The following is a 23,734-nucleotide window of genomic DNA, read 5'->3' on the forward strand; positions in this document are numbered from 1 at the left end:
TTATTCCAGTGCTTTTCCGGTTTCTTCCACTTTCTCTTTATCAGCCAGTTCTTTTTCAGCAAATGCCAGACAGATAATACCACCTATGATAAGGGCTGCACCGATCAGGCCCGGTATCGTGATTTCTTCGTTGAATACCCAGACGGATGCGATCATGACCGTAACCACTTCCAGATGCGATGCGGCAAATGCGGGACCGACCGGCGCACGTTTCAACAAGGTCATCCAGGTGAAAAAGGCGCCAATGTAGCCACCAATAGCCATGTAAACATAGGGTTGCCAGAAAACACGACCGAGCCAGGGAAGATCGAAGGTCAGTGGCAGCGCATGAATCGCGGTCATCTTGAAACTGCACTGCCCGAGTGTGTCGAAAAACATCAGGAACGCAAACCCGACAAGATAAAAGGTAATCCGTTTCATGAAAACGCTCCCACAACAGCAACGCCTGAAGCGACGAGCAGAATGCCTGTCAGACGCAAAGGGGTCAGTTTTTCTTTGAACAGAATACGTCCTACCACCATCACAGCGATGATATTGACCGAACCGAGAAGAATTCCTTCCGAGAGGGGAACCAGAGTGAGGAAAGCCAGCCATAACAGGAATTCGCCGACGTATGAACCGATTCCCACCCATAACCAGCCATTGGAAAACAGGTTGACCCAGTAATGCCAGCCTTCGCCTTCTTTGGATACTGTCGCTGCCCGTTTAAAGGCAAGCTGTCCCAGCGTATCGAGAATGACATTGCCAAGCCAGGTGAAAATAATGAGTGTATTCATCTTTGTTGCCTGTTGGAATCCAGAGCGTAAGATGCCACAATTTTCTCAAAAAAATCAATTGATTCTTCAATAACCTGACGGCGTTGCCGGTCGATCGTAATCATATGGTAACTGTCATCCAGCGGAACGAATTTTGTAGGGGCGGAAACGTTGCTTTCGACCACTTTTGCATTGGTATTGATATCGGCAATATCATCATGGCTGGAATGCAGGATCAGGCATGGCGAATGCACTTTCGGCAGCTCTTTTCTGACGATGGCAGCGAGTTTTTGCATCTCTGCCAGCGCCGGAAAAGGATTTCCTGCCAGGCCTGCCTGAGTGCTGTCTCCGCTAGCCATGCTTTCCGCAACGGTTGCCCTGATCCGTTCGTCTTTCAGTCCATAAGGCGGCTGTTCAAGAAAGGACGTTTTTTGAAAAAGATTGAAGCGCTTGAGCCAGGTAAGAAGAAAGAAAAAATGTTTTGCCCAAAGGGGCATACTCCAGCCATCGTAATTGAATGTGACGCCGTAAACTCCGACGCCTTTGACAAATTCCGGATGTTCGGCTGCCAGCTTCAGCGAGAGAAGGGCTCCCATGGACAAACCGGCGACAAAAATGTGATCGACCTGTTCCTGGAGTTTGAAAGCCGCTTCTTCAACGCTTTTATACCAATCCTGCCATGTCGTCTTGTTCAGATCGGCTTCATCGCCACAGTGACCGGCCAGTTGCATGGCATAGACAGTAAAACCGGCGCGATTCAAGCCTCTGCCGACGATCCTCATTTCATTGGGCGTACCGGTCAGACCATGAATCAATAAAACACCTGTGCGGTTGCCCGGCAGGATGAATTCGGCATTCTGAATCATTTTATTATTATGCGAAAAACAGGTTTAAACCAGAATGGCGTCTTCAGTGACAGGCACGAAGATTTCCGGCAATAATTCAGGCAGAAGTCTTTCTGCGTCTGCGAAGGTCTGGATCGGCGAATGGTTCAGTTGGTTCTTGCGGCAATAATCGATCAGATTGCTTTTTGCAAGTACCCAGTCTGTCTGGTGTGAAACGCAATAATCGGAAGCACCATCGCCTACATAAATAATCCGGCGTTGCTCACCGGTCTGTTGCCGTGTATGGATACACTTGCAGTGTCCGCTTTTTTTCTTGCAGTTTGTACTTTCGTAAGGAAAATCCAGCTTCCAGTTTCGTTCACCTGTCTGAATCAGATGATTGGCATAGATGGGGATGGATTCCAGCCCGTAACGCTGCAGAATTGCATCAATGGCGTAATCCAGACCGTCACTGACGATGTGCAAGTCAATATTGTATTTTTTAACAGTTTTTACGAATTGCGGAAAAAACGGGTCTATCGTGATCTGATTCAGGCAATCGTTCAATTCGTCAAAACTGGCATTCAAAAGGCCAATCTGGCCACTCATGCATTCTTTTGAACCAATCTTGCCTGCGACCCAGTCTTTTTCCAGTTCTTCATGACCCGGCAATCCAAATCGTTGCAACAATGTATCCGTCACATCGCTCGTGCTGATGGTGTTGTCGAAGTCGCACAAGATAAGCGGCCTTGCCATTTTGCGCCCTAATACGGTAATGGATATAGTGGAACTGGTCGTTTCCGGTAATGAATACGGTTTGGATAAAAACATGGCTTGATCTTTTGTCTGGGATATATAACACAGACGGATTTCATGCAAACTGCATTTTCTGGTTCAAAAAAAAAACACGATGCAATTATGCACTTATACCGGCATATTGCAATCGCGATGCTGTTGTTTTTACAAATGGAAAATTCTGCTAATTTTAAGTGATATTCATCAGACTTGCTTGAACTAATGAACCATAGCTGGAAAAAATTGTTGCCGGGAAACAATACGAATCGGGTTCTTGCAGAAAACCGGATCGTTAACTGTCAGACCAGTTTCAACCGTTTCAGATATTTCATTTAGGTATCGAATAAAGCGTTCGAATTATTTTTTCCTGCATCGTCTGATGCAGGAGTCACAAGAAACTTTGCCAGAACAAATTCAGGTCTTTCCGGCCATTTATGAATGACGGATCCAACGATTATTACTTTTGTCTTTTCAAGGCCAATTGTATTCGTCAGACCCGGTTTCATCAGAAGCTATAATTCACTACCAGATTGCCAGCAACACCTTCTCTTTGTCCCACGTAACCGAAAATGCTCGCATCGATAGTCCAGGGGCTTTTTGCCGACGGGCTGAAACGGACACCGATTTCTCCCACACCTGTATCACCCTTCAGACTGGCTTCTTCGAGATCATATCCATATGCCGTTCCATGAGCCTTCCCATTGAATTCGTGCTCCCAGGCAAGGCCGATGTAAGGAGTGAATTGAGGATCGGACGTATAGTTCAGCCTGCCGCCGATTCGTGTGCGGTGGCTGTCCAGATCGTCGAAATGATATGGGTCCCCGACAATGGCCGCATTGAACCCTTTCAGGTGCATCCATTGATATCTGGCAGAAATATCCAGATTGTAATTCTGGTTCAATGCCCACAAGTATCCAACTCCAATACCGGCACCATAGTAAGTGGCACCCTTGTCATAACCTGCATAAGTTCCGCTGGCATCTCTCAGATTGCTGGTGAAGTTGGTCGATGTTCGTCCGGCTTTGATATTGGCTTCACTATAAATGCCTTTGAACGTCCCTTCATTCTGGCGAAATCTGGCTGTCAGACCAAGTCCATAGTAATGCGTATCGCCGTGCCCTTTGGCCCAATAACTGTGTTCATCAATATTGCCCCAACCGGCCTCGACGAAGGCGGAACCGAAAATGTCGTTTTCTTTCGCCTGATTGAGTTTTCCTTTTATGCCGACCAGCCAGTGACTTCCCGTGGTTTTCGCCCGTGCATTGTTTCCGCCGATATCGTAGTGCAGGTCGTGTCCGCTGACCGCTCCATAAACGCAGATTTTATCCAGCGTTCCATCCGGGCGACGGGCACATTCCATATCCTGGTCCAGAGCAAAGTCTGTTCCTTGATTCAAAAATCCCAATGTCGCCAGTCTTCCACTATTGAATATCCCTGTACCGGGAGCGAGTCCGATTTTTTTGAGGACAGCGTCCAGATAGTCCGCTCCGGATTCGAGTTCGAAATCATACTCGAGCGTCACTCCCTGCATACCGGTCAGGGAAGTTTGCGTAACGCCGCTACTGTCCACACCACTTGTATTGTGTAGCAGCGTGACACGGTCACCGGGCTGGAGAGTCGGAGCTCCTCCGGAGGCAACCGCCACGCCGACTTTTGCATAACTTGCATTCGTTCCACTGGAATTGGTCAGATTTAAAACGGTATCGCCCGACTGGACACTGGATGGCAGGATAAACTGGTAATTGTCGAAATTGCCGATATTATTGGCGGTCAGACCGGTGCTCCAGATCTGGAAAGTATTATTGACGATGGTTCCGTTTTGAGTATAGCCCCCATACAGGGTAGCCGTCGTCAGATCAGGAGTGTTTTTGACGATCACGGTATTATCGCTGATGGTGCCCGTTGAAGAAGAGCCACCATAGACCGTAGAAGTGATTTTTCCGCCATCGAGTGTCACAATATTGCCGGTAGAGTTTCCGTTAACGGCGGTCCCGCCTGTGATGTCTCTGACTTCCCCTCCGTGAACAGTGACTTCGTTGTTTGTCGAATTATTGGAACCGGACGGGACAATACCTCCCTGAATGGTCGTGATTTTACCGCCGTTGATAATGACACTGTTATTTTGGGCCCCTCCTGTTGCATAGCCACCGCGAATGGTATTGATCGTTCCTCCGTTTGCGGTAACCTCATTGTCATACGCAGAACCCGATGCGGCATGTCCCGCGACAACATATGTGCTGACTCTCGTATCATTGCCGCTAATGGTAATTTTATTTTGGGAAGCGTCCCCACGGGATACCCTCCCCCCGTAAAGATCACCCGTGATGGTGCCCCCTGCGACAGTAACCTCGTTTCGTATGGCTGAACCTGTTCCGGAAGGAATATAGGCTCCGGCAACTTCACCGATCGTTCCGCCCGTAATCATCACCGTATTGGCCGTTACATTTTCTGTTCCCAAAGATGAGCTGACATAGGCACCATACACTTTTGATACTGACCCGTTTGTGATGGTGACACTGTTTTCATTGACAGCTCCTCTCTCGGAAGCTCCTCCGTAAATAGTACTGGCACTATTTCCCATGAAAAGAACCGTATTATTGGTCGAGTTTCCCAGGTTAAAGCTGAAACCACCATATATGTTTCCAGTTGCCGAACCTGCATTGACTGTCACACCATTGTACGTTGAACCACCTGATCCATTACCGCCAGTCACTGTCCCGGTCGTACCACTGACGCTGACAGTGTTACGCATCGCCAGACCGCTCTCAGAATAGCCGCCATAAACCGACGGTGTACCGGTACCTCCTTCGATGCTGACATTGTTGTCTGAGGCATTCCCTGTTTTTGTACGGCCTCCATAGATAGTGGAGGAAATATTGGCGCTTCCACTTATGGTGACCTGATTGTTCGAGACATCTTCTGCCCCTGTTCCCACGTCGTTCAGATTCGGATTGTAATTATTGCTCACTCCACCATAGACGTTCGTGAGCGTTCCACCACTGACGAGTACGGTATTGTTGCTGAAGCCGTTGGAACCGGGAAACAAGGAATTGGCCGTATTGTTCGACACTTCCGGATTGGGTCTCAACATACCCGTATTAGTGCCGTCGTAAACAATGTCTGCGGCAAACACGGGGGGTGCGAACAACAGTGAGATTAACAAGGCGAAGAGAGTTGGCTTTTGACGGAATTTTTGACAACTGTTTCTGTGATTCAAACCGTTTTTCCCTCCAGGTGAAGAGAGGTAAAGCATATTTACTCCTGAAAAACTGACAAACTACGAATAAATTCGTTGATTATGGGAAAAGAGGATTACACCAATACATATGTTGTCGTTTTTGCAATATTGCTTTTTAATTTATGTCATGAAACAGGTGATTTTTTAAAGAATCGATTCAGTTTTTATTTTGCGTAGCGAATGAACTGGATCATTTTGAATATTTCTCTTTGTATCGACTGTATGGGACTTACCGAAAGAAAAATACAAGGGACATGCGCATGTAATTGGGGCGATTGTTTTTCACGCTTTGGGGTGTCAAATTCTGGCGAAAACAAGGCATAAAAAAACGGGCCTGAAAGCCCGTTCTTTTGAAAGATATTATACTTTGTATAATATACAGTGCTGTATTGATATATAAGTTATTGATTTTATTGGTCGGGGCGAGAAGATTCGAACTTCCGACCCCTTGCACCCCATGCAAGTGCGCTACCAGGCTGCGCTACGCCCCGAACAAGCGGGCATTATAACAGTGTCCGGTAAAAATTGACATGGAATGTGAGACGTTAATTAAAGTTGCGACAGGTTTCGAACTGGAAACCTGTCATGCGGCAGTCGGTCTGAATTGAACAAAAAGAGTTTTGGAATCCAGAATCAAATCTTGTCCAAGACTCAGGGTTTGACGTACGCCATTCCATCGTCCTGTAATCGAACGATTTCAACAATACCGCTCGAGACGACTTCTACGTTCGGCCAAAGTTCGCTATTGTCCATATTGTATGCTTTGAGGGCATTTCCGCAGACAAGGATACTGGCTCCTTTTTTTGTCATTTCCGCTGCTTTTCTCGCTTGATCAGGATATTGTGGCGTCATCAGTTTTACGCCGGGTCCATTGACGACGATAACGAGTCTTATCGTTTCGTTCGTAAATGCGGACAGAAAATGATGAGCATTGCCGAGTGCCAGATCCAGTGTTTTTACATCGTCACTATCGACATGCAGGAGCAGGTTGTATTCGTATTCCATATCCATAATTCAGCCCTTTTCAAATGATGATTCGTGAATGAAGTGTTTCGATTTAAGCATTTTTTTCGAATCGACTGTTTAAAATAACGCAAGTGAAAGCAAGACAAAAAATGGATGAGGCCAGTAAATATGCGGCTTGCAGCGGGGTCTTGTTTTCCAGGGAGGAGGTTTACAGTCAGCTCTACAAAAGAAAAAAGGCGCAGTCTGCGCCCTTTTTTCAGTCATTGAAAAAGCTTAGGCGGATGCGTCATCCTTGCCAGGCATATTTTTGACTGAGTCTCTGGAATGTTCCTTGGATTTTGTTTTGGTCTTGACGATCTGTCGGTCAAGTTTATCCATCAGAAGATCGATTGCAGCATAAAGGTCGGATGCGACGCTTTCGACATGCAATGTCTTTCCACTCATATTCACGTTGATTTCGGCACGTTGGCTTTTTTCCTTGTCGGAAACGTTGTCAACAGCCAATAAAACCGAAATATCGATGACGCCATCAAAATTCCGTTTCATTCTTTCAAGTTTGCTTTCAACATGACTACGGATTGCAGGCGTTACTTCGAGATGATGTCCACTGATGGTAAGGTTCATACACTTCTCCTTGATGATGTCACCTAATCGTTTTAACTCTGTTTGTCCAAAATGAATTGAACAGGTACTACAATTTTTTTCTCAGGGAAGCTGGAGGTATTTTCAGAATGTCGCGATATTTTGCCACCGTTCTTCTTGCCACGACCAGACCCTGTCTTTCCAGAAGCTGTGCAATCCTGTTGTCAGAAAGTGGCTTTTTCTTGTCTTCGGTTTCAATCAGTTGCCTGATTTTTTCCCGAATGGCTGTAGAAGACGCTTCCCCACCAGTTTCCGTTGCGACCGAACTTCCAAAAAAGTATTTCAACTCTAAAATGCCATGCGGGGTTCGCATGAATTTCTGGTTGCTTACACGGGATATTGTGCTCTCGTGTAGTCCTAGTGTATCAGCTATTTCACGCAAAACAAGAGGGCGCATTGATGTTGCCCCAAAAGAGAAGAAATTCTGCTGGCGCTCCACGATGGCCTGACTGGTTTTGAGTATGGTTTCATATCGCTGATTTATATTCCTGATCAACCATTTAGCCTCCCGAAGCTGAACTGAAAGCGCTGCCTTGCTGCCCGATTCTCTCAAAATATTTGCATACAACTGATTGACCCGTATTTTCGGCATGGCGTCAGGATTCAGCTCGGCAACCCAGCAATTTTCCTTTTTGCTGACGATAATTTCAGGAATGACCGTTTCAGCCGTGTCGGTAGCATATATCGCCCCAGGATGTGGATTGCATCGGTGAATGACTTCCTGAGCTTCCTTCAGGTCTTCATCGTCACATTCCAGAACTTTTTTCAAACGGACAAAATCGTGTCGTGCAAACAGCTCGAGGTGGTTTTCAACGATATTCATGGCCCGTTTCCGAACGACATACGGGATACGGGGCAGCAGACGGATCTGGATGGCGAGGCATTCAGCACTCGTTCTGGCACCTACCCCGGCAGGTTCGAAATCCTGTACGCAGGAGAGGGCTTCTTCCAGTTCTTTTAGGCTGATATCGAGTTCTTGAGGGAGCCATTCGAGCATTTCAGGCAAGCTCTCCTGCAGGAAACCATTGGCATCCAGGGCATCGATGATCAATTCAACCAATGCACGCTGGCGCTGGCTGATGACGGACAGTCTCATTTGCGAAATCAAATGTTCGCGCAAGGACTCAGGGGGTGCTTCGATTTGGGGTTTGGAACGTTCGTCGTCCGGTTGACGCTCGGATGGTACCGGGACATTCCAGAGACTGTCCATCCGTTCTGAATCGGAGGTATGTTCTTCATTGCTGGAAACGTCACCCGTTCTTTCGCCGGAAAAATCTCCGGAATCGGTATGGCTGGCTGTTTCCGGCTGTTTTGTCGTCGATATGACAGAACCATCCCCCGACAGGCGCGTTGAAGTGGCTAAAGGATCATCCACTCTTTCCAGAAGAGGATTTTCCTGCAAGGCCTGTTCCAGTTCCTGATTCAGTTCCTGGCTCGACAGTTGCAGAAGACGGATGGACTGCTGTAATTGCGGGGTTAAGGCTAGATGTTGGCTAAAGCTGGTTTGAAGTTTTTGTTTCATGCCTTTCCCATTTATTACATTCTGAAGTGTTCTCCCAGATAAACACGTCTGACTGACTCATTTTCGATGATTTCTTCCGGATGGCCGCTGGCGAGTACTGTTCCCTGATTGATGATGTATGCGTGATCACAGATACCCAGTGTTTCACGTACATTATGGTCTGTGATCAAAACACCGATGCCCCTGTCTTTCAGGAAGCGGACAATGCGCTGGATTTCAATGACGGCGATCGGGTCAATGCCGGCGAAAGGTTCATCCAGAAGAATGAATCGTGGATCGCTGGCCAAAGCTCTGGCGATTTCAACGCGGCGCCTTTCACCACCGGACAGGGACATGGCGGAATTGGTTCTCAGCTTTTCGATCTGCAATTCAGCCAGCAGACTGTCGAGTTTTGCTTCTATTTCTTCTTTCGACAAGGGTTTGCCGTCTTTTTTCTGAAGTTCCAGTACGGCACGGATATTGTCTTCAACATTCAGCTTGCGAAAGACGGACGCTTCCTGTGGCAGATAAGACAGTCCCATCGATGCACGTTTATGGATAGGCAGGCGGGTCAGATCGACTCCATCCAGATCAATGGAACCGTCATCGGCAGGAACGAGGCCGACGATCATGTAAAACGAGGTTGTCTTGCCAGCGCCGTTCGGTCCAAGCAATCCAACGACTTCGCCACTGGCGACATCGAGCGAAACATTGGAAACAACCGTTCGCTTGCCGTACGTTTTTTGCAGATGCCGGACAACCAGTTTGCTATTACTCATTATTTAGTCTTTTTCTCACGAGGTTGGATAACGGCCTTGACCCGTCCGGCTCCCGGTTTCGAGACGCCTTGCGACGTATTGTTGGCCCGGTATGATTCCGACTTGCCGTCATAGGCAATGAATTCCCCCATCAGATCATCCGTTACGACTGAACCTTCCATGCGTTTTACCCGGGCGTGCGTGTAGAACTTGGCAACTTCATGTTTGTTGTCATACTCGATTTTTTCACCGTAGCCTTCCATCCAGAGGTTGGGACCACCATCCAGTTTTTGCCTCATGGAAGCCAGTTTTCCGGGCGCAGCATAGAGAGTGACGTATTGATAGCCTTCAGGGTCCTGAACAATAACGGCTTTGGCTGCCTTGATAAGCAATGTACCTTTCGTGACGATAACATTCCCTGTGAATGTCGTTACCTGCTTGACGTCATCGACCGTCATTTGATCGGCTTCAATATTGGTCGGCTTGTTGGCATCGGCTCTTTCTGCAAGAGCCGGAAAGGACAATCCGATACAAAACGCCAGGATCAGAAATTTGAAAGGCTTGAAAATTTTCATTATCGTCTAGTGGACTTTTATTTATTTTTTGGCAGCGCCAGGAGGATTATAAGTGACTCTGGCCCGGTTGGATATCCGCACTTCGCGCGTTGCATTGTTCGCATGAAGGCCTACACCGGTCACGGTTGAATTGTCGCTCTTGATGACCACTTCACGGTCACTTGTCATGATTTCCTCATCCGGAAAAACAAGTACATATTCAGAAGTCAGAGTAAGAGGCCCTTTCCCGGCGGAAGCTTCCCGTTTCATGACGACGTTTTCACGCATGTGAACCTTGCTGTTGAAATCTTCCACAAATGCTTCTTTCGAAGAAATCGTTTCGATCTGGCCATTCTTGTTCTGTGTGATCAGTACCGGATTGTCAATCAGGTAAGTATCGTCAGCCGGGTAATGGGTCATTTTGGTGCCATTGGCCTCGTATTGAGCTTCTCCGGTCGGTTTTATATTGAAATAGCGGAAATTTTCGACAATATAGTCCGGTTCGGTCCTTTGCACATCGGAAGAAGCATCCGTGGCCGTTTTCCTGATGACCATGTTGACCCACATACTGCCCAACGTAAGAAACAGCACGACCAGAAAAATAATGGTCAAACGTATTCTTAAAGCGGACCTGGCACTCTTTATCATTTCAGGAAACTTTCCAGAACAGAGGTATAGCAGCCTTTGGCAGTCAGAATCATGTCACAGACTTCGCGAACCGCACCGTCGCCTGCCTGACGATGGGTGATGTGATCGACACGTGACAGAACTTCGACATGACCGTTCGGTACGGTGAAAGCCGCTCCGACACGGGTTAATATGGGCAAATCGAGGATGTCGTCACCAATATAAGCGCATTGGTCGGCTTCGAGTCCTGTTTTTTCAAGCAGGGTTTCCAGTGCGGCACGTTTGTCGCTTGCTCCCTGAATGACGTGGTCGATATCCAGATCGGCGGCACGTTTCAATACAATGGGTGTATTACGCGCACTGACAATAGCCGTTTTGACATCGGCGTGTTTCAAAAGTTTGATGCCGTGTCCGTCGAGCACATTGAAGCTTTTCATGATTTCACCATCGTGGCCATAATTCATTTTGCCATCGGTCAGAACACCATCGACATCGAAAATCATCAATTTGATTTTGGCTAATTTGCCTAACAATTCCATATTCATCAGATTACCTTGGCTTCCGTCAAATCGTGTATGTGTAATGCACCGGTCAGTTTTCCGTCATTATCGGTTACCAGAAGCTGGTTGATCCGGAATTTTTCCATAATGCTGACGGCTTCTGCTGCCAGTTTGTCGGAACTGATGGTTCTCGGGTTTTTCGACATGACGTCACGGATGACGAGATTCGAAAAGTGTTGCTGTTTTTCTATCAGACGGCGAAGGTCGCCATCCGTGAAAACGCCGATGGCATGACCTGCTTCATCGACGACTGCCGTCATGGCAATGCCTTTTTTTGTGATTTCGAAGAGGGCGTCATATAAAAGCGTGTCCGCCTTGACGACCGGTACATCATCACCTGCCCTCATAACGTCAGACACCAGTGTCAACAGCTTGCGTCCCAGTGCTCCACCCGGGTGCGAGCGTGCAAAGTCGTCTTCACGGAATCCACGTGCGTCGAGAACGGCTACTGCCAGAGCATCGCCCAGGGCCAGTGTTGTCGTGGTGCTGGCAGTCGGTGCCAGATTCAGTGGACAGGCTTCTTTTTCAACGTGTACGTTCAAATGTACGTCAGCCAGTTGGGCCAGACTGGAGTCCGGGCGTCCTGTCATGGCAATCAGTTTCGTTCCCATCCGTTTGATGATGGGAGCGATCGACATCAGTTCGTTGGCTTCTCCTGAATAGGAAAGAGCGATGAAAACGTCGTCATGCGTGATCATGCCCAGATCGCCGTGCGCTGCTTCGCCGGGATGGACGAACATGGCGGGAGTGCCCGTGGAAGCCAGTGTCGCTGCGATTTTCCGGCCGATATGACCGGATTTCCCCATGCCGGAAACGACAACCCGTCCCTTGCAATTCAATAGCAGGGTGACAGATTGAATGAAATGTTCGGCGTCTTCTTCAATAAACCGTTTTCTCAGCGATTCCAGTGCATGCGATTCAATTGCCAGCGTTTCATCCGCGAGCTTTAACATGCGATCTGAATCTACAGACGGTTTGTTTTTTATGGCATCAGAGTTCATTGTGAAAGTATAAACGAATTATCCGGACAGGATTTCGTCAAACGATAAAGAAAAATATCTGCTCGCAAGGGTTATCCTGTCCAAAAGTCGTATTTTACCGACGTTCATATTGTTATCGATATAACTTGTAACACTTAGTCACAAACCCGGGCGTCATTTGGCTATAAATTTCGATACAATGGCAGTCAGGAAAAAGCCGATTTGTTACATTTCTCGAGTTTGCTTGCCGGTTTGGAAAAAGGACGTTTTTCATGTCCTGATATTTTTGTCCGAATTTTATTTTTAATCTGAAAAGAAAGCCATTTCTTTCCATGCATTCCCTGGAATTCGTCCTCTTGATGTTGGGTGCTGCCGTGATCGGGGTGGTGATTTTCCGTTCCTTTCAGCTCCCATCGATCTTGGGATATCTGGCTGTCGGGGCGGTCATCGGACCATACTCGACAGGGCTCGTAAGCGATGCCCAGTCCCTTGAAGGACTGGCTGAATTCGGGGTCGTTTTCCTGATGTTTACCGTAGGTCTCGAATTTTCCCTGCCGCAATTGCTTGCGATGAGAAAAATCGTGTTCGGACTCGGACTGGCACAGGTATCGATTTCCATTCTCGGATCGATCATCATCACTCTTGCCATCGTGTTTCTTCTTCCCTCGCTTGGAACGACATCCTGGCAGGCTGCGCTGGCAATGGGGGGCGCATGGGCCATGTCGTCGACTGCCATCGTTTCCAAAATGCTGGCGGAACGCATGGAACTGGAAACGGATTATGGAAGGCGTGTCATCGGCATCCTGTTGTTTCAGGATCTGGCCGTCGTCCTGCTCCTGATCATCGTTCCGACCCTGTCACGGGGAACGGGCGACATCTGGCTTCTGATCGGACTGGCACTGGGTAAAACGGCGCTGGTTTTGATGTTGTTGCTTTTCTTCGGCAAAAAGATGATGAGCAAATGGCTCTCTCTGGTCGCGAGCCGGAATTCCCAGGAATTGTTCATGCTGAACCTGCTCTTGATCACACTGGGGGCAGCATGGATTACGGAGAAAGCCGGGCTTTCGATGGAACTGGGTGCCTTTATCGTCGGCATGCTGATTTCGGAAACCCGTTACAAAAACGAGGTGGACGTCGATATCAAATCGTTCCGTGACGTCCTGCTGGGGCTTTTCTTCATCACCATCGGCATGATGCTCAACATGCGCGTCGTCTTTACCTACTGGTGGCTTGTCATCCTGATTGTCGTTCTCGCTTTCCTGTACAAATTTGCGTTGGCAGCATGGTTGACGAGACTGTTTGGCGCTTCCAAAGGGGTCAGCCTGAAAACCGGTTTGGCTCTGGCGCAGGCAGGCGAATTCAGCTTTGTGCTCGTTAACCAGATTGCCGGCCTGAATATGGTCGAACCCTGGCTATTGCAGGTCACGATGGTTTCGATGGTATTGTCGATGCTGATTGCACCATTCATCATTTTGAATTCCGACAAGATCGTGATGCGCTTTTCTTCCAACGAGTGGGTGCAGCAGTCGCTTGAATTGACGAAGATCGCCAGCAGTGCCATGTCATTACAGCAACATGTGATCATGGCCGGTTTCGGACGCACCGGTCAGAATATTGCGACCTTGCTTGAAGAGGAACAGATTCCTTACCGGGCGCTCGATCTCGATCTCGAACGGGTTCGCAAGGCGGAAACAGCCGGGGCGAGTGTTTCCTATGCCGATGCCACACGCAGGGAAAGCCTTGTGGCAGCAGGCATTCATCGCGCATCATCCCTGATCATCACATTCGCCAACACGCAGGCGGCCTTGAGAATTTTGCATTTTGCCAAAGAAATGGCGCCCAATTTGCCGGTTATCGTTCGCAGTTATGACGAAAGTGATTTCGACAAATTGAAGGCGGCCGGTGCGGATGAAGTCGTTCCGGAAATCATCGAGAGCAGTCTGGTTTTGACCTCATACGCGTACATGCTTTATGGCATTCCGATGAAGCGTATTCTCAAGCGGGTTCAGCATGTTCGCTCATCACGTTACAGCAAACTCCGGGAATATTTTCTCGGGGAAAGCGATACCATTCCGACCGAAACGGATTCTTACTGGAGGCTGCATGCCCTGACACTCCCGCCCGGTGCAAGCGCGATCGGAAAGACGGCACAGGAAGTCGATCTGCCGGTCTCTCAGGTTGAAATCACGCTGGTCAGACGCGACAAGGAAAGAATCAAGGTCTCCGACGATCTGGTTTTTCAGGAGAACGATGTTCTCGTATTGCGGGGAACGTCAGAGGGAATCAATCTGGCTGAAAACGTATTGCTTTAGGGGTTTGAATCGCCTTCATGAGTCAGATCTGGCAATAAGGCGGCAATAAATTGGCGTGAAAATAAATAAACCCCTCTCATGAGGGGTTTATTTTTGAAACAACCGGAAATCGGTTTTGTTCGTGCTGTACTGAAAATTTATTTCTTTTTCAGCATGGAACCGAGATATTTCCCTGTCATGCTGGCTTTTTCTTTCGCAATATCTTCCGGTGTGCCTGTCGCAATGATCTGGCCGCCTCCGGCTCCGCCTTCCGGCCCGAGATCGACGATCCAGTCAGCCGTTTTGATAACATCAAGGTTGTGCTCGATGATCACGACTGTATTGCCCTGATCGCGCAGGCGATGGATAACCTTCAGCAGCATGTCGATATCGTGGAAATGAAGGCCGGTGGTCGGTTCGTCCAGAATGTAGAGTGTCCGTCCCGTATCCCGTTTCGATAGCTCCAGCGACAGCTTTACGCGCTGGGCTTCACCTCCCGACAGGGTCGTCGCACTTTGTCCAAGCCGGATGTAACCGAGGCCAACATCGAGAAGGGTTTGCAAACGGCGGGCGATGGACGGGACAGCATTGAAAAATTCATGCGCCTCCTCAACCGTCATGTTCAGCACGTCAGAAATGTTTTTGTCCTTGTATGTGACTTCAAGCGTTTCCCGGTTATATCGTTTGCCATGACAGACGTCACAGGGAACGTACACGTCTGGCAGGAAGTGCATTTCAACCTTGATGACGCCATCACCCTGACAGGATTCACAGCGACCGCCTTTGACATTGAACGAAAAACGGCCAGCCGTATAACCCCGTTCACGTGCCTGCGGAACACCTGCAAACAGATCTCGGATCGGAGTGAACAGTCCGGTATAAGTTGCCGGATTCGAACGCGGCGTCCTGCCGATCGGAGCCTGATTGACTGAAATGACCTTGTCGAAATGTTCAAGTCCCTCGATGGATTCAAAAGGCGCCGGTTCAGTCTGGGAACCGTAAATGTGACGGGATACGGCTGCATAGAGCGTGTCGTTGACGAGGGTCGATTTGCCCGAACCGGAGACACCCGTTACACAGGTCAGCAAGCCTACCGGCAGTTTCAGCGTTACTTTTTTCAGGTTGTTGCCCGTGGCACCCTTGATGACGAGTTGTTTGTCAGTATCCCTTTTGATCCGTTTTTTCGGAACAGCGATGGCAAGCGAACCGTTCAGGTATTTTGCCGTCAGGGATTCTTTCGATTGCAGAATGTCGGCAGGTGATCCGCTGGCAACGACATTGCCGCCGTGAACGCCTGCGCCGATACCCATATCGACGATGAAGTCGGCTGTGCGTATGGCGTCCTCGTCATGTTCGACGACAATGACGGTGTTGCCGATGTCACGCAAATGCTTCAGGGTCGCAATCAGGCGGTCATTATCGCGCTGATGCAAGCCGATGGACGGTTCATCCAGTACATACATGACCCCGGTCAGGCCGCTGCCGATTTGTGACGCCAGACGGATGCGTTGCGATTCGCCACCTGACAATGTTTCCGCGCTGCGGGAGAGGGAGAGATAATCCAGCCCGACATTATTCAGAAAGTGCAGGCGCGACACGATTTCATTCACGATACGCGACGCGATTTCTTTCTTCGCGCCGGTCAACGACAATGTTTCAAAATAGGCCAGTGCCTCGTTCAGGGGCAGGCGGGTGATTTCATCGATTGTGCGGGCCTGATCGCCATCGCCGACTTTGACGAAGCGGGCTTCCACGCGCAAACGCGCACCATGACAGGTCGGACATTCCCGCTCATTAATCAGTTTGGAAAGGTCTTCACGGACAGCCATCGAATCGGTTTCGCGGTAACGCCGTTCCAGATTGTTGACAACACCTTCAAACGTATGTTCCCGAACCCATGGACGGCCCTGAGCATTGATATAGGTAAAGGCGATCTTTTCCTTGCCGGAACCGAAAAGGATGACCTTTTGGATGTCTTCCGGCAAATCCTCGTAAGGCGTTTCGACGTTGAAATGATAATGGTCGGCGAGCGCCTGCAACATCTGGAAATAGAACGGATTGCGCCTGTCCCAGCTTTTGATCGCACCCGAAGCCAGTGGCAGGGTGGGATGAAGCACGATCCGTTTCGGATCGAAAAATTCGATATGGCCGAGCCCGTCACAATCCGGGCAGGCGCCCATCGGGTTGTTGAATGAAAACAGTCGTGGTTCCAGCTCATGAATCGAATAGCCACACACAGGGCAGGCGAACTGGTTGGAAAAAACCTGTTCCTCACCGGTATCCATATCAACTGTCAATGCACGGCCTTCAGCCAGACGCAAGGCCGTTTCGAAGCTCTCGGCCAGACGCTGCTTGATGTCAGGGTTGACCTTCACACGGTCAACAACGACGTCAATCGTATGTTTTTCGTTCTTTTTCAGTGATGGAATGCTGTCCACATCGAAAACAGCCGCTTTTTTCGTTCCGCTTTGCACGCGGAAACGGATATATCCCTGTGCCTGCATCTGCTCGAACAGATCGACGTGTTCACCTTTCCGGTTGGCGACGACAGGAGCCATAATCATCAGCCGCGTGCCTTCCGGCATGGCCATCACGGCATCGACCATTTGCGAAACGGATTGGGCGGCAAGCGGGTTTTCCGGATGTTCCGGACAAAAAGGTGTTCCGACGCGAGCGTACAAAAGACGCAGGTAATCGTAAATTTCCGTAACGGTCCCGATCGTCGAACGCGGATTGTGCGACGACGCTTTCTGGTCGATCGCGATCGCAGGGGAAAGCCCCTCGATCAGATCGACGTCCGGTTTTTCCATCAGCTGCAAAAACTGGCGCGCGTAAGCCGACAGCGATTCCACATAACGGCGCTGCCCTTCGGCATAGAGCGTATCGAATGCGAGCGAAGATTTTCCGGAGCCGGACAGTCCGGTAATGACAATCAGCTTGTTACGCGGCAAGTCGATCTGAATGTTTTTCAGATTATGCGTACGTGCGCCCCGGATAACGATTTTTCCTTGTTCTTCAGTCATGGAAGGCAATATAGTCAAACAAAGTGAACTGTTAATATATACAGGCCAATTCGATACTATAACCTATTTGACCATCTTTCACAGGACACACCTCATATTGACGAAAAGCAGGCAAATAAAAGATTTGTTGTTCGGATCGCTTCACTTGTACAGATCGGGGCGCTGCTGGCTTATAATGCTGCATAATTGTGGTTTATAAATGAGTTGTTTTGACTCATTCATGAATCTGAACTGAACAAATTAAATACGTCTATCAGGAGAAAGTCATGGCGTCGATCAACAAGGTTATCATTGTCGGTAATCTCGGCCGCGATCCGGAAAATCGCTATCTGCCAAGTGGTGAACAGGTCACCAGTATCGCTGTAGCCACGACCGATCGGTGGCGTGACAAAGCCTCGGGCGAGCAGAAAGAACAGACCGAATGGCACCGTATTTCCTTCTTCGGCAAACTGGCTGAAATTGCAGGCCAGTACCTGAAAAAGGGTTCGCAGGTCTACATTGAAGGACGCCTGAGAACACGCAAATACACCGACAAGGAAGGCATCGACCGTTACGCGACCGAAATCATCGCCGATACCATGCAAATGCTCGGCAGCCGTCAGGGTGCCGGTGAGCCGCCGGAAGAACGTGGCAGCTATCAGCCGCCATCCCGTCCGGCACAGAACACCCAGCAGCAACGTCCGCAACAGAGCAACCGGCCAGCCGGATTGTCACCGGATATGGATGACGATATTCCGTTCTAGGAATTTTTTCAGATATCTAAAAAGCCCTGTTTTTTACAGGGCTTTTTAATTAAGTTCGAATTATTGTCTAAAAATTTGGACCGTTCAAAGCTATAAAAGTTGTTTAAAAAACAATAACCAATATACTTACTTAGAACTTCTTTGTTCAATTGTTTAGTATGTAAAATTAAAGTAAATCATTGATTTAAATGTCATATTTTAGATATCTTTTAATAGAATATAATCCTAATTGGCGTTAAATAATGACGGAAAACTCACATCCCGGATTTAGAATTTTTGTGCTTGGAGCAGGTTTTTCTCGACCAGCGGGTCTCCCTATCGCATCAGAACTTTATCCTTTGGTGTTTCAATATATTAAAAGACAGTATGGAGAAGATACGAATTTCAGCAGAGATGTAAACGAGTATCTTAATTATTGTTCTGCTTGCGGATATACAGGGCAATCAAAAGAAAATCTAAATCTTGAACAATTTATGTCTTATTTAGATATTGAACATTTTCTTCGTTTTAGAGGAAGTGATACTTGGAGTCAAGAAGGAAATGAGTCGCAATTAATGGTTCGTAAAGCTATAGGTTATGTTATTCATGATCGCACTCCCTCTCCGGATGACATACCAGAAGTTTACTTAAATTTTGCTGAATCTCTTTCAATCCATGATTCGGTATTAACTTTCAACTATGATTTAGTTTTGGAAAATGCACTTGAGAAAGTGGGAAAACCTTTCCGTCGTTATCCTAATCGGTTCAAGTCAATTAATAAACATGGGGGCATACTCGATACAGATACGGAAGAGGTTGTACTGTTGAAACTTCATGGCTCACTAGATTGGTTTGATGATAGACATTATCTTGATATAAAAAATTCGTTAATTCGTGAAAGCAACTCTGAACCTAATACGAATTTATTATTCAATAATTCGGGATATTATGGCCTATATCCTTTAGTAGACGGAATTTTACCTGAAGATGATGCTCTTAAACATATCTTCTGTATGCGTAATATGAATAATTACTATTACAAAACTAGTGATTTCAATACGCCACTGATCCTCTCTCCGTCATACGTTAAATTTGTTTATGCAAAACCAATTCTAAGTTTTTGGAATGGCTTAGGACGAAGCGGTGGTTACAATTTAGGAGTTTCAGTTATCGGTTTTTCTTTACCTGAACACGATGATTATATTCGGATTGCTCTTTATAAAATGTTTGAAAATTATAGTTCTTGGTGGGATACACCAGCAATGGGTAAATATAAAGACTATGTACGTTTTGTTGATTATCGATCAACTTTGGAATTGCAAGATGAGTTAAAAAATCGTTATAGCTTTGTTGATGAAAAGTACTCTAGGTTTTATTATGATGGCTTTGATTTGAAAGCAATTAATTTTCTTTTCAATCAGACGAGAACAGGAAAATAACTCATCTTTAATATTTAACGTTAAAAGTTTTTTTATCTTCAGATAAACTGTTAATAATTTTCCTCCCGCATCCCCAAACCAGTAACGCAAAAATCCCCGTTGCACAAAGAGCCATAGAAAAGCTCCCGGTATATTCCCTGACCGTTCCCAGAATCAGGGTCAGCATGACATTGGCGATGTTGGCGATCATGTTCATGAAACCTGCCGCCGTGGCGACATAAACCGGGGAGACAGTCTGGCCGGTCAGGCTGAAGATGGAGCCGTAGTTGGAACCACCGAACAGCGCCAGTGCGATACCGACGGCCAGTCCGACGTAGACATTCCCGATCAATCCCAGAACGATGTAGCAGATGCCGATCAACATGACGGCTGTGTTGATGATCCAGCTGCGTGTATACCAGCGCAGCAATACGCTGCCATAGGCACGTGCCAGAGTTCCAAGCAATAATACGGCACCGGTTGCCAGACTCCATCCCAATGCCGTGCTTTGGCCGTGCAGGTCGGCCAGTATGGAAGGAAGCCACTGCCCGAGATTATTCAGTGTGCCGTATGAGAGTCCATGAAACATGCCCAGTGTCCAGATCGGTACCGATGTGGCTACGAATTTCAGGGCATTCAAGAGATTGGCAAGGCTGTTGCTGTTGCCTGCGTTGTTTTTCCTGACCGAGGCTGGCAAGAGCAGGGAGAGGGCGATGACGACAAGTGAGAGGGTAGCAGGTATCAGGTATGAAAATCGCCATGCCTCGTTGCCGAGATAGGGTAGTGTCACGAAGGGTAGCATGGTGCCGAGGCTGAAGGCCGCGCCTTGTATACCCTGTGCCTGTGCGATTTTTTCCGGAGGTGCCATCATGGCGGTGACTTTGACGCCGGCAAGGAACAGGACACCGGAACTCAGGCCTCCGAAAAAACGCAGGGCGGTTGCGAGTGCCAGGTTTTCAGGAGCAAGAAAGGGCAGCAGGTTTGAGACAAGTGCGATGATGATGGCGATCAGAAAGCCACGGTAGACGCCGAGTTTGTCGAGGATAAGGCCTGCAGGCAGTTGCACGAGGCTGTGCGACCACAGGAGTCCGGAAAGAAAGAGCGACATTCCGGCATAGCCCACCCCGAAAAGTGCCATGAACTGCGTGCTTAGGGGAGCTACGCTCATGAAAAGATATCCACCCATTGCGCTGATCAGGGCCGGAAACCAGATATAGGAAAACATGTTAGTGATTATTCCTTGTTAATCGGATACGATTTTCATTGGCAAAATCGATGAATTTCATCTTACCCAACAAAGGCTGCCGTTAAAAATATTTTTTTTATCGCAGATTTATATTTTCCGGGTATGAATGCGCGGTTCAGGCAATTTCGGGGAAAAACGTCGTTTTGCACATCTCATTTGTTTTTGCTTCACTACGGGCCTTTTGGAACTGGGATATACTCGAATCTGACCAAACAGACGCGGCCTTGGCGGTGTCTGGTATATTTTTGAACGCGTTTTTTTCGTTTTTGCCGAGTGGAAATTCATTCGGCTATTTATAAAACAATCGGATTGTCAGGATTATGTCGGTTCCGGAACACACACATGAAGCAAAAACACCGGTGGCACTCAGCTGGTGGAATTCGTGCCTGCACTATTCAAGGCGGCACTGGTTTTATGCCGCTTTTCTGGCATTGGCCTCGCTGACAATTCTGATCCTGTTTATTCAAAGCCTGTTTGATGTCGCCAGTAACGGTGTCAGTCTGGCGATGCAATACGCTTTTATCGGTGGTTTGGGCGGTTTTGCCGGAACGGCTCTGGGCGCGGTTCCCGCACTTGTCGTTCGCAAGCTCCCGACAAAAGTGGAAGATACCATGCTCGGTTTTGCAGCCGGGATGATGATGGCAGCCAGTGCCTTTTCGCTTTTGCTGCCGGGGCTGGCGGCCGGAATGGAAATGACGTCAAGCAAGGTGTTCGGCTCCGGTGTAGTCGTTTTCGGGATGGCCTGTGGCGTTATCCTGATGCTTTCGCTGGACAAGTTTACGCCTCATGAACATGAAACAATCGGTTCTTTCGGTCCGGGGAACGAGCGTTTCAACAAGGTCTGGCTGTTCGTTTTCGCCATTTCGCTGCATAACCTGCCGGAAGGCATGGCGATCGGTGTCGGTTTTTCCCATGCGGATATGGCGATCGGTTTGCCACTGACGATTGCCATTATTTTGCAGGATATTCCCGAAGGGCTGGCTGTGGCGCTTGCCTTGCGAAGTGCAGGCGTCAGCCGTTTGCGAGCTGTCCTGATTGCCGCCGCAAGCGGGCTTTTCGAACCATTGGGGGCCTTGCTCGGGGTCAGTCTCTCCAGCGGTATGGCCTTGTCCTATCCGATCGGTCTTGGTTTTGCGGCAGGAGCCATGCTCTTTGTCGTTTCGCATGAGGTGATTCCGGAAACGCACAGAAACGGTCATCAGACCCCTGCGACTGTCGGGCTGATGGTCGGATTTGCCCTGATGATGGTTCTCGATACGACACTTGGCTGAAATTTCATTTGCCTAATTCCGGTTTTTTCAACAAACTGTCATTTTGTACCGGCATAATCGTCCGGTTTCAAATTTGTTTTGTTCGCGGATTACAGGGGAAAGTCTTAATGTTTGCTGCGATAGATCTGGGTTCGAACAGTTTTCGGTTGCATATCGGTGAATATGTAAACGGCAGTATTTGCGTCATCAAAAGCGCACGCGAGCCGAACAGGCTCGCTGCGGGGCTGAACAAAAAGAACGTTCTTTCCGCCGAAGCGTTCCAGAAAGGACTTGACGCATTGAGGCGTCTTCGGGAAATACTGGATGCCTATCCTTTATCCGACGTGAAAGTCGTTGCCACCAACACCCTTCGCATTGCCACCAACGCCTCTGAATTCTTGCAGGATGCCGAAAAGGTGATCGGTTATCCTATCGAAGTCATTTCCGGTGAAGAAGAAGCCCGCCTGATTTATCTCGGCGTGGCGAACGTTCTGGCAAGACCCGAGGAAAGACGGCTTGTCATCGATATCGGTGGGGGATCGACAGAACTGATTTACGGAAAAGGTCAGGAAATCGTCAGGGCGGAATCTTTCAGCGTCGGTACTGTCAGGCAGAGCCTTGCCTTTTTCCATGACGGCATTATCGATGAAGCGTCTTTCGAAGCGGCCATTCTGTCAGCCAGAAGCCAGTTCGAGGATGCGGTCGATTATTACCGTTCCTGTGGCTGGACGGAGGTGTACGGTTCATCCGGCACGATTCGGGCCACAGCAGAAATTCTGGCGATGAACGGGATTGGCGACGGGCGTATGACACTGGAGAATCTCGAGCTTCTGAAAAAGAAATTGATCGAGGCCGGTCATATCAATAAAGCCGGGCTTGACGGAGTCAAGACAGAACGGGCTTCGTCGATTCTGGGCGGTCTGACGATTCTGATCGTGCTGACGAAAGATTTCGGCATCGACGTGATCAAACCGATTGAGGCTGGCCTGAGAATGGGGATCATGTGGGATATTTATCTGCAGGAAACCCAGAAAGACCGCCGTGAAGAAGCGATCCGCGACATGCTCCGGCGCTACGGAGTGGATGAACAGCGCGCCATACGGGTCGCTGATTATGCGCTGGCGATATACAAGCAATTGGGGCCTGAAGCGGATAAATTCCTGAAGCAGTTGTACTGGAGTGCCTTGCTTCATGAGATCGGCATTTTCGTCTCGCCGACCAACTATCACAAGCATGGGGCGTATCTGATCGAAAATGCGGATATGGCCGGTTTTACCGCCCGCGAGCAAAAGCAGATGAGCAAGCTTGTCCTCGGCCAGAAGGGCAACCTGAGAAAATTGAATGGAGTGCTGACCAATTCGGATGCACTAAAAGCGGTTGTCGCGCTGAGACTGGCGGTCATGCTTCAGCATGCAAAGGTGAATTTCAAGGCGGACAAACTGAAAGTCAGGGTCAAAAACCGTATTGAAATGACGGTGCCGAAAGAATGGCTCGATACTTATCCGACACTGCTTTACTGGCTGGAGAAAGAATGCGAGTGGTGGGAAGATGTCGGCATAACCATGACTGTGCGCTCTAGCTGAT

20 protein-coding genes and 1 tRNA gene are annotated in these 23,734 nt (G+C 48.4%); 5 read left to right on the forward strand and 16 right to left on the reverse strand.

All coding sequences use genetic code 11. From position 1 onward, the window contains the following. From BRW83_RS03530 to BRW83_RS03595, 14 genes are all read right to left on the reverse strand, one after another. Positions 1-420, reverse strand: a complete 420-nt coding sequence (locus tag BRW83_RS03530) for a DMT family transporter (RefSeq protein ID WP_005881487.1) — start codon at positions 418-420, stop codon at positions 1-3. Continuing rightward, positions 417-776, reverse strand: a complete 360-nt coding sequence (locus BRW83_RS03535) for an EamA family transporter (RefSeq protein ID WP_005881486.1) — start codon at positions 774-776, stop codon at positions 417-419. The genes BRW83_RS03530 and BRW83_RS03535 overlap by 4 nt, the downstream gene beginning before the upstream one ends. Continuing rightward, positions 773-1,621, reverse strand: a complete 849-nt coding sequence (locus BRW83_RS03540; protein WP_005881485.1) for an alpha/beta hydrolase — start codon at positions 1,619-1,621, stop codon at positions 773-775. The genes BRW83_RS03535 and BRW83_RS03540 overlap by 4 nt, the downstream gene beginning before the upstream one ends. A 24-nt stretch (positions 1,622-1,645) precedes the next feature. After that, on the reverse strand, positions 1,646-2,410 hold the full coding sequence (locus tag BRW83_RS03545) for an MtnX-like HAD-IB family phosphatase (RefSeq protein ID WP_196793288.1): 765 nt from the start codon (positions 2,408-2,410) through the stop codon (positions 1,646-1,648). A gap of 469 nt (positions 2,411-2,879) precedes the next feature. Next, positions 2,880-5,507: a hypothetical protein gene (locus tag BRW83_RS11945; RefSeq protein WP_005881482.1), complete on the reverse strand. Its 2,628-nt coding sequence runs from the start codon at positions 5,505-5,507 to the stop codon at positions 2,880-2,882. A gap of 519 nt (positions 5,508-6,026) precedes the next feature. Continuing rightward, positions 6,027-6,103: transfer RNA gene (locus BRW83_RS03555), tRNA-Pro, on the reverse strand. A 160-nt stretch (positions 6,104-6,263) separates the two neighbouring features. Further along, complete coding sequence (locus BRW83_RS03560; RefSeq protein ID WP_005881480.1) at positions 6,264-6,623, reverse strand: DsrE family protein; 360 nt, start codon at positions 6,621-6,623, stop codon at positions 6,264-6,266. 228 nt (positions 6,624-6,851) lie between these two features. Then, positions 6,852-7,202 carry a ribosome hibernation-promoting factor, HPF/YfiA family gene (gene hpf, locus BRW83_RS03565; RefSeq protein WP_005881478.1) on the reverse strand — a complete coding sequence of 117 codons (351 nt, stop codon included), beginning with the start codon at positions 7,200-7,202 and terminating at the stop codon, positions 6,852-6,854. Positions 7,203-7,269: 67 nt separating this feature from the next. Next, positions 7,270-8,742 carry an RNA polymerase factor sigma-54 gene (locus tag BRW83_RS03570; protein WP_005881476.1) on the reverse strand — a complete coding sequence of 491 codons (1,473 nt, stop codon included), beginning with the start codon at positions 8,740-8,742 and terminating at the stop codon, positions 7,270-7,272. A 14-nt stretch (positions 8,743-8,756) separates the two neighbouring features. Further along, complete coding sequence (lptB, locus tag BRW83_RS03575; RefSeq protein ID WP_005881474.1) at positions 8,757-9,500, reverse strand: LPS export ABC transporter ATP-binding protein; 744 nt, start codon at positions 9,498-9,500, stop codon at positions 8,757-8,759. Continuing rightward, on the reverse strand, positions 9,500-10,054 hold the full coding sequence (gene lptA, locus BRW83_RS03580) for a lipopolysaccharide transport periplasmic protein LptA (protein ID WP_005881472.1): 555 nt from the start codon (positions 10,052-10,054) through the stop codon (positions 9,500-9,502). The genes lptB and lptA overlap by 1 nt, the downstream gene beginning before the upstream one ends. Before the next feature lie 21 nt (positions 10,055-10,075). Next, positions 10,076-10,645, reverse strand: a complete 570-nt coding sequence (lptC, locus tag BRW83_RS03585) for an LPS export ABC transporter periplasmic protein LptC (protein ID WP_231284505.1) — start codon at positions 10,643-10,645, stop codon at positions 10,076-10,078. A gap of 32 nt (positions 10,646-10,677) precedes the next feature. Further along, complete coding sequence (locus tag BRW83_RS03590; protein ID WP_005881469.1) at positions 10,678-11,208, reverse strand: KdsC family phosphatase; 531 nt, start codon at positions 11,206-11,208, stop codon at positions 10,678-10,680. After that, the gene (locus tag BRW83_RS03595; protein ID WP_005881466.1) at positions 11,205-12,221 is read right to left on the reverse strand and encodes a KpsF/GutQ family sugar-phosphate isomerase; all 1,017 of its coding nucleotides are present in this window, start codon (positions 12,219-12,221) and stop codon (positions 11,205-11,207) included. Before BRW83_RS03595 ends, BRW83_RS03590 begins: the two co-directional genes overlap by 4 nt. Positions 12,222-12,532: 311 nt before the next feature. On the opposite strand from BRW83_RS03595, the gene BRW83_RS03600 reads away from it, so the two are divergent. Then, on the forward strand, positions 12,533-14,512 hold the full coding sequence (locus BRW83_RS03600) for a monovalent cation:proton antiporter family protein (RefSeq protein ID WP_036603111.1): 1,980 nt from the start codon (positions 12,533-12,535) through the stop codon (positions 14,510-14,512). Between the two features lie 137 nt (positions 14,513-14,649). Here BRW83_RS03600 and uvrA read toward each other — a convergent pair whose 3' ends face one another. Beyond that, positions 14,650-17,514 (reverse strand): excinuclease ABC subunit UvrA, encoded by a 2,865-nt coding sequence (gene uvrA / locus BRW83_RS03605; RefSeq protein WP_005881462.1) that lies wholly within the window; start codon positions 17,512-17,514, stop codon positions 14,650-14,652. 266 nt (positions 17,515-17,780) lie between these two features. On the opposite strand from uvrA, the gene ssb reads away from it, so the two are divergent. Beyond that, the gene (ssb, locus tag BRW83_RS03610) at positions 17,781-18,257 is read left to right on the forward strand and encodes a single-stranded DNA-binding protein (protein WP_005881460.1); all 477 of its coding nucleotides are present in this window, start codon (positions 17,781-17,783) and stop codon (positions 18,255-18,257) included. Positions 18,258-18,499: 242 nt separating this feature from the next. Next, the gene (locus BRW83_RS03615; protein WP_005881457.1) at positions 18,500-19,675 is read left to right on the forward strand and encodes an SIR2 family protein; all 1,176 of its coding nucleotides are present in this window, start codon (positions 18,500-18,502) and stop codon (positions 19,673-19,675) included. A gap of 7 nt (positions 19,676-19,682) precedes the next feature. On the opposite strand, the gene BRW83_RS03620 is transcribed toward BRW83_RS03615, so the two are convergent. Beyond that, entirely contained in the window at positions 19,683-20,879 is a 1,197-nt protein-coding gene (locus BRW83_RS03620) for an MFS transporter (protein WP_005881455.1), read from the reverse strand. A gap of 341 nt (positions 20,880-21,220) precedes the next feature. On the opposite strand from BRW83_RS03620, the gene BRW83_RS03625 reads away from it, so the two are divergent. Beyond that, a complete protein-coding gene (locus tag BRW83_RS03625; protein ID WP_005881453.1) occupies positions 21,221-22,171 on the forward strand; it encodes a ZIP family metal transporter in 951 nt (316 codons plus the stop codon). A 107-nt stretch (positions 22,172-22,278) separates the two neighbouring features. Then, positions 22,279-23,733, forward strand: a complete 1,455-nt coding sequence (locus BRW83_RS03630; RefSeq protein WP_005881452.1) for a Ppx/GppA phosphatase family protein — start codon at positions 22,279-22,281, stop codon at positions 23,731-23,733. Position 23,734: the final 1 nt, after the last annotated feature.

It is taken from the genome of Oxalobacter formigenes, from assembly GCF_002127965.1.
In the GTDB taxonomy this organism is placed as follows: Bacteria; Pseudomonadota; Gammaproteobacteria; order Burkholderiales; family Burkholderiaceae_D; genus Oxalobacter; species Oxalobacter formigenes.